The sequence below is a fragment of the Acinetobacter sp. V2 genome, from assembly GCF_001188385.1.
Classification (GTDB): Bacteria; Pseudomonadota; Gammaproteobacteria; order Pseudomonadales; family Moraxellaceae; genus Acinetobacter; species Acinetobacter oleivorans.
This window is the reverse complement of the sequence record NZ_JZFB01000005.1, coordinates 262,054-267,560: the sequence shown is the minus strand read 5'-3', so window position 1 is coordinate 267,560 and position 5,507 is coordinate 262,054. Positions and strand designations below refer to the sequence as shown.

General features: G+C 34.8%; 7 protein-coding genes. 3 read left to right on the top strand and 4 right to left on the bottom strand.

Annotation, left to right across the window (positions count from 1 at the left end; translation table 11 throughout):
- The first annotated feature begins 75 nt into the window (after positions 1-75).
- The gene (locus UC75_RS22585; protein ID WP_049838141.1) at positions 76-606 is read left to right on the top strand and encodes an NMCC_0638 family (lipo)protein; all 531 of its coding nucleotides are present in this window, start codon (positions 76-78) and stop codon (positions 604-606) included.
- A 60-nt stretch (positions 607-666) separates the two neighbouring features.
- On the opposite strand, the gene UC75_RS15865 is transcribed toward UC75_RS22585, so the two are convergent.
- The 4 genes from UC75_RS15865 to UC75_RS15855 all read right to left on the bottom strand — a co-directional run bounded on the left by UC75_RS15865 (position 667) and on the right by UC75_RS15855 (position 4,020).
- A complete protein-coding gene (locus UC75_RS15865) occupies positions 667-2,040 on the bottom strand; it encodes a dihydrolipoyl dehydrogenase (RefSeq protein WP_049838140.1) in 1,374 nt (457 codons plus the stop codon).
- Positions 2,041-2,122: 82 nt separating this feature from the next.
- Positions 2,123-3,319: a hypothetical protein gene (locus UC75_RS15860; RefSeq protein WP_049838139.1), complete on the bottom strand. Its 1,197-nt coding sequence runs from the start codon at positions 3,317-3,319 to the stop codon at positions 2,123-2,125.
- Positions 3,320-3,425: 106 nt separating this feature from the next.
- Entirely contained in the window at positions 3,426-3,530 is a 105-nt protein-coding gene (locus UC75_RS22580) for a lipoprotein (RefSeq protein WP_371864353.1), read from the bottom strand.
- Between the two features lie 154 nt (positions 3,531-3,684).
- Complete coding sequence (locus tag UC75_RS15855) at positions 3,685-4,020, bottom strand: TIGR01244 family sulfur transferase (protein WP_002116083.1); 336 nt, start codon at positions 4,018-4,020, stop codon at positions 3,685-3,687.
- 189 nt (positions 4,021-4,209) lie between these two features.
- Between UC75_RS15855 and UC75_RS15850 the strand changes: the two genes are divergently transcribed.
- Positions 4,210-5,106, top strand: coding sequence for an alpha/beta hydrolase (locus UC75_RS15850; protein WP_005309502.1), 897 nt, complete (start codon positions 4,210-4,212; stop codon positions 5,104-5,106).
- Positions 5,107-5,507: thioredoxin (trxA, locus tag UC75_RS15845; RefSeq protein ID WP_049838146.1), on the top strand; the 401-nt coding region annotated here is incomplete at its 3' end. It abuts the gene before it with no gap.

Here is a 5,507-nt window from a genome sequence, read left to right as displayed (position 1 = left end):
AAATCAATCTATTAATTTTTGAATGAGTTATGATATAAACCAAATAATTTAAAATGATAAAGAGACTATTAGACAATGAAATTTATCCGATTAAAAATATTTGTCTTTATGCTAGCTATAATATTTGGTAGTAAACTTGTCTATGCTAATGAAGCTGTAGAAAGTTTATTCAGCACAAAAGCTTTTTTGAATATTTGTGTTAGTTCGAGAGGAAATCCAGAAATAATACATAATCAAGCAAAAAATATGGGTTTTATTCAAATGCCTAATGAGTATGCTGCACAGTTTTTAAAGAATTATGGTGGGCAGGCTTGGATGATAAACTCTTCAGAAGGAAAGTTTGTTATTACTCAACTCAATAATGGTGTATGTTCATTATTTATAAATAAAGGAAATCCAACTGAAATACAAAAGAATTTAGAAAGTTGGTTACCTCCAAAATCTACGGGCTTAACTTATAAAAAAGAAATGTCTAAAGATAAAAATTTAACTACAACAAATTATATTATTTCTAAAGATGGTAAGGCTTTAGAAACATGGGTATATACTAGTTCATCTGAAAAGAATGCTTCATTAGTTGCGGTTATTTCCCATCAAATGAATTAATGAAAAACGATTTAATGTATAGAAGAGCCAGATTTTATTAAGAGAGCTCTTCTAAATTGATTATTTCAACTGTCTGCGAGCATGTTTTAAAGCAGTGCGAAGACCTTCTTCTAGAGTAGGGTGATAGAAAGGCTTCTCTAGAATATCATTTAAAGTCAATTCTTCACCTATTATCCAGCTTAATAAATGAGCCATATGTTCTGTTGCTTCTGTAAATAATTCAGCACCAAGAAGTTTTTGGCTTTCTCTCTCTATATAAACCTCAATCGCACCTCGGTTTTTCCCAAGAACTATAGCTCTTCCTTGCCGTTCATAAGAGGCTTCACCTGTAATAAAGTCTATACCGTTATCTTTTAATTGCTTATAACTTTGCCCGACGATCGCCATTTCTGGATGACTAAATACAATTCCTAATGGAGTAAGCGTCTTAACTGAATTAACCTGTGGATAATTCAAACAGTTATATACAACCTTTTTCCCTTCATGTGCTGCCTCATGTTGCAGTGGTGTTGAGGTATATGCATCACCCACAATAAAAATTGGATATGTATCTAACTGCTTGGTTTTTGCATTTATAGGTAATAACTTAATATCTTTAAAAGAATTATCAATATTTTCTAGTTTTAAAGTATCAATTAAACTTGTACGGCCTGTTGCTACTAAAACATATTCAACTTTGAGAGTTTTCTCTGTTTCATCAAGTTGGTAAGTTAATAAAGCGTTTTCTTCACTGCATTTAACTTCACTTGGTAGAGTTTCGAATAGAATTTTTAACTCTTTGCCTAGCTCTATTTGTGCAAGTTGTTGAAGCCTAGAACTAGTAAGTACTCCAATTCGTTTACTACGAGCAAAGATTGTAGTTTCTACACCTAAACGATGCATTGCTTGAGCAATCTCAAGGGCAATTACGCCACTACCAATGACAGCGATAGATTTAGGTAGCGTTTTTAACTCAAATATTTGATCTGTTGTTATAAGCCGATTACCAAGTTCTTTCTTCCAGGTTTGATCATAATTAGGAGTTGAACCGACAGCGAGAATAAAACTTTTTGATTGGTACTGTTGCCCATTAACTTCTACAGTTTGTGAATCAATAAAATGTGCTTTACCAGAAATTTTATGTTCTGCAGGCCATTGTTCTACATCTTTTAATGTTGCTTGTGTAAAACGATCACGTAAAGTTTGTACATGCTGCATCACTTGATCTGTATTAATTTTTGCAGATACATCCAAAGCAACCTCTTGAGCATTTTGAATGTTAAACATGCGGTTTGCTGTAGAGATGAGGACTTTACTTGGCATGCAACCTACACGAGCACAAGTGGTATCCCATGGTCCATCATTTATAATTAAAATATTATTGGTATGTTTAACTGCTTCTTTATATGCGCTAATACCAGCAGTACCTGCGCCAATGATAATAATATCGAACATTGTCATTAAGCTATTTTAATAGATATTTAGAATATATAGAAAAACCCTCTTGAACAGAGGGTTTGATTCTAATTATTTAGCTTTAAAATGTAAATTTTTGCATAAAAGGTGTTTTTAAAGTGGTTGAAACAGTCCCATTTTGATTAATAGACTGACCTTCAATGCTGATACCATTAATGACATGCTTAAAGTTTAATGTAGTTCCATTCGGAGACTGTTTAAAAGTGAAAATATTTGGTCCTTCTAAATAAATACTGCCATTAAATTTTTGTGCATTCGTTGTTGGAGATTGATTCTCAACGCGACTTCCTTCAATGCCAGTAATACTTGGTAAACTCAATACTTGGCTACCACTGAGTTTCACTTGATATGTCGCATTGTTCGTATTGCCTGGGGTAGAATTCACAATAAATGAAATTGGCTCTGCAAAAGGAACATTTGGGTTATCATTAATAAGTACGTTAAAACCAGAACCACTCTGAACTACGTAAAGGTCACCATCAGTTGATGTATTATCTTTATATACACTCATTGCACCAGTAGTAACTTCTTTTTCAGTCGATTGAGCTGTATCTGGATCTTGAACAATAGTCGATGTAGTGATTTTATAATCACTTGTTGTTGAATTAATTAATACGAATCTTTTTTGCTTAGTTTGTTCAAGTCCCCATGACTGTTGGAATGGATAGGCAAAGGCTCCAGTAATTGTTACATCTTGGAAGTTCTTATCATTATTTTCATTTTGAAAAATATAAATTCTGGTATTTGATTGATAATCCTCTAAATTTGGCGATGTATTGTCATTCGCCAGTTTAATATTTTTTAAATCATCTGCCGTAATATCAAAGTCCCAGTCACTATATCCAGTGAGTAAACTTTTAATTTCTTCACCTTTAAATACATAGCAGGCGCGGTAGTCTGTAGTACTTTTAATAAAGCATTTATCACGATAGTGGTCGGAGTACTTGGTAAGATCTACTTTGCGAATATCTAAAGTTAACTTGAGTGGGCCTTGAGCGAAGGTGTCTAGTGCGTGATCAATGTAACCTTTTGATAACTTTTCATCGTTAAGATCATAGGCGCCAAACAAATATTTTCCTTCTTGCTTTACACTATTTAAAACAGAAGTAGCCATTTCTTGATCTGTTGAAGGTGTGGTTGGTGTTGTTGTAGAGCCAGAACTTGAATTTTGGTTATAGTAGCCATCACCGCCACCTCCACCACAAGCTGTCAAAAAAGCAGCCAAAGTAATCCCACATACCCCATGAGTAAGTTTCATCATTATCCCCAATTAAAATGATAAGTTATTTAAAATAATTTTTTAGATTTATAAAATAACATATATTTCATGAGGTTGCTCATTATATTTATGAGCAGTTAGCTAATTAAATTCTTGTACCCATAGTTACTCCAACCGTAGGTTTTACTTGCATTGAGGAGCATGCTGTAAGAATTAAACAGCTTAAAAGAGCGAATATAAATTTATTCATAAAAATTAATAAATGATTCAAAAAAGATTTAAATACTTTAGATCAATATTATTTTTAGTTCTGTTGAATTCGTGCAGAGATATGCAAAATAAGTTATCAAAAAACCCTACTTTAAGGAAGAAATAGGGTTTTATGGAATATTAATTTCTTAAAATTAGTCGTCTAATAAATCCATTTGTTTTGCTAATTGATATAGATTATTTGAACGGTTTCCTGTGCGGCAAAACATAAGTACAGGTTTTGGCAACTCATTGTAATGATTAGCAAAAGTACGTACATCGAGTTCCGTAATTTGTCCAGCTACAACAGGTTGATAAACATAGTCTAGACCTACTTGGCGTGCTGCTTCTTCAATTTGAGCACTTGTAGGCTGTTCTGGGCCGCCTTCCATATCTGGTCGATTATTGATAATCGATTTAAATCCTTTTTCTACAACTTGGCCAACATGTTCTGGGCCAATTTGACCTGCGAAACCAACATTATCTGACATTTCGTCACTCCAAAATTTAACAAAACCTCTTATGCTGTATCATAGCATTAAGCTTAACCTGAGATACAAGACACTCTTGTGTTGTTCTGACTGAGAAAGTTATGTCTTATAGCTAAGTTATAAATTTTAAAAACGATCATCGCGCTATTTTAAAATTGGTTATTCATATTCTATTTCAACGGAGCACATATGCACGCTTATACGGTTGAGCCTTTATATGTTCCATGTGGTCAGGAAACGATCGCAGCTGATTTTTATATTCCTAAAACAAATAAGAAATCTGCCGTAATTATTATGGCCCATGGTTTTGCTGCGTTGCGTCAATTTAAACTAATTCAATACGCTCAGCGGTTCGCTCAAGCAGGTTATGCTGTTATTTTGTTTGATTATCGATATTGGGGTGGGAGCACTGGCAAGCCTAGAGAAATGGTCTCAATCAATTCCCAATTAGAAGATTGGAAGACCGTTATTCAATATGCTTCGACCTGTAAGCTTGTAGATAACCGAAGGATTGTGTTGTGGGGAACTTCTTTAAGTGGCGGATATGCGCTAAGCCTAGCTTCTGAATTAAAGAATATTCAGGCAATCTTAGTACAAATTCCTTATGTAGATGGCGCTGAAACTGCCAAGCTCTATCCTTTGCAACGTTATCCTCAAGCATTGAAGTTATCGAGTCAGGATTATATGGGATCAAAAATGGGGCTTAATCCAAAGAGGTTGCCTGTGGTTGATCAACATAATTTATGCTTTATGCCTACAGCAGATAGTTATTATGGCTATCTATCGATTGTAAATCCTGACTATTATTGGAGTGGGGAAGTCCCAGCTCGTGTCTTTTTTAATTTGATGCGATACCGTCCAATTCAGGTTGTACGTCAGATTAATATTCCGGTTTTATTTATTGCAGCCCAAAAAGATTCACTTATTCCTATTGAGTCCAGTCGCGAAGCTGCGACAAATATTGCACCTTTTGTGAGTTATCATGAGTGGGATATGAAACATTTTGATATCTATCACGGTTCATGGTTTGAAAAAGCAGTGATAACCCAATTAGAATTTTTACATCAGCATATAGGAGTGATGTAAATGATTATTGTATGTGCATCGTGTGGTGCTAAAAACCGAGTTCCGGAAGAAAAACTTCCTGAGCAACCAAGCTGTGGGCAATGTCATCAGCCATTACTACCGCTTGCACCTATTGAACTAAATGAGCAAAATTTTAGTAACTACATCACGAATAGTGATTTACCTATTCTCATAGACTTATGGGCAGAATGGTGCGGACCCTGTAAAATGATGGCTCCACATTTTGCGCAGGTCGCAAAACAGAATCCAGGCGTTATTTTTGCCAAGATTGATACCGAAGAATCTCCTCGCTTGAGCCAAGCTTTTCATGTGAGAAGTATTCCGACACTTGTCTTAATGAATAAAACGACAGAGGTCGCGCGTATTAGCGGTGCATTACGTGCGCCTGAATTGCAGCAGTG

What these genes read in the sequence shown, in the direction of transcription:
- UC75_RS22585 (WP_049838141.1), top strand. Translation starts at nt 76, where the DNA reads ATGAAATTTATCCGATTAAAAATATTTGTCTTTATGCTAGCTATAATA.
- UC75_RS15865 (WP_049838140.1), bottom strand. Translation starts at nt 2,040, where the DNA reads ATGTTCGATATTATTATCATTGGCGCAGGTACTGCTGGTATTAGCGCA.
- UC75_RS15860 (WP_049838139.1), bottom strand. Translation starts at nt 3,319, where the DNA reads ATGAAACTTACTCATGGGGTATGTGGGATTACTTTGGCTGCTTTTTTG.
- UC75_RS22580 (WP_371864353.1), bottom strand. Translation starts at nt 3,530, where the DNA reads ATGAATAAATTTATATTCGCTCTTTTAAGCTGTTTAATTCTTACAGCA.
- UC75_RS15855 (WP_002116083.1), bottom strand. Translation starts at nt 4,020, where the DNA reads ATGTCAGATAATGTTGGTTTCGCAGGTCAAATTGGCCCAGAACATGTT.
- UC75_RS15850 (WP_005309502.1), top strand. Translation starts at nt 4,210, where the DNA reads ATGCACGCTTATACGGTTGAGCCTTTATATGTTCCATGTGGTCAGGAA.